The organism is Cyanobium sp. NIVA-CYA 375 (assembly GCF_056108345.1).
In genome coordinates, this window is sequence record NZ_JBSYHW010000449.1 from 1 (window position 1) to 507 (window position 507).

Annotated in this window: 1 protein-coding gene; it reads left to right on the plus strand. The window is 66.7% G+C overall.

The genetic code is table 11. The features are described 5' to 3' along the window. Nucleotides 1-137: 137 nt before the first annotated feature. On the plus strand, nt 138-507 hold a 370-nt coding region (locus tag AC01FP_RS19055; RefSeq protein ID WP_474482550.1), incomplete at its 3' end, for a hypothetical protein.

Here is a 507-nt window from a genome sequence, read left to right on the forward strand (position 1 = left end):
GCTGAGGTTGCTGCAAGTTTTCGCGCCATTGCCGAGGCGGATCCGGACGGTTTCCGGATCATCGACGGCAACGGCACCCCGGATGAGGTGCACCAGAGGGTGCTCGCCGCACTCGGGCCTTTGCCGGATCCGATCCGATGACCCTGCTCGGCCACGAGCTGGCGTGGACCCAGTGGCGCGCAGCTCAGGCAGGGCCGCGGATGCACCATGCCTGGTTGCTGGCGGGCAAGCGCGGGCTGGGAAAGACGCAGTTTGCGCTCGCCGCAGCGCGCGAATTGCTGGAGCAGGGCGGGCGCGCCCCGATGCACGGCCTGCATCCCGACATCATCGTGCTGACCCACCCTCCCAAGGATGACAAGGAAGCCACCAAGAAGGCCGAAGGGAAGCCCTACGAGGTCAAGCGCAACATCCCGATCGATCTCGTCCGCGCGATGCAGCAGCGGCTCGTGACCAGACCAACTCTGGGTGATCGGCGGGTCGTCATCGTCGATCCGGCGGACGATCTGG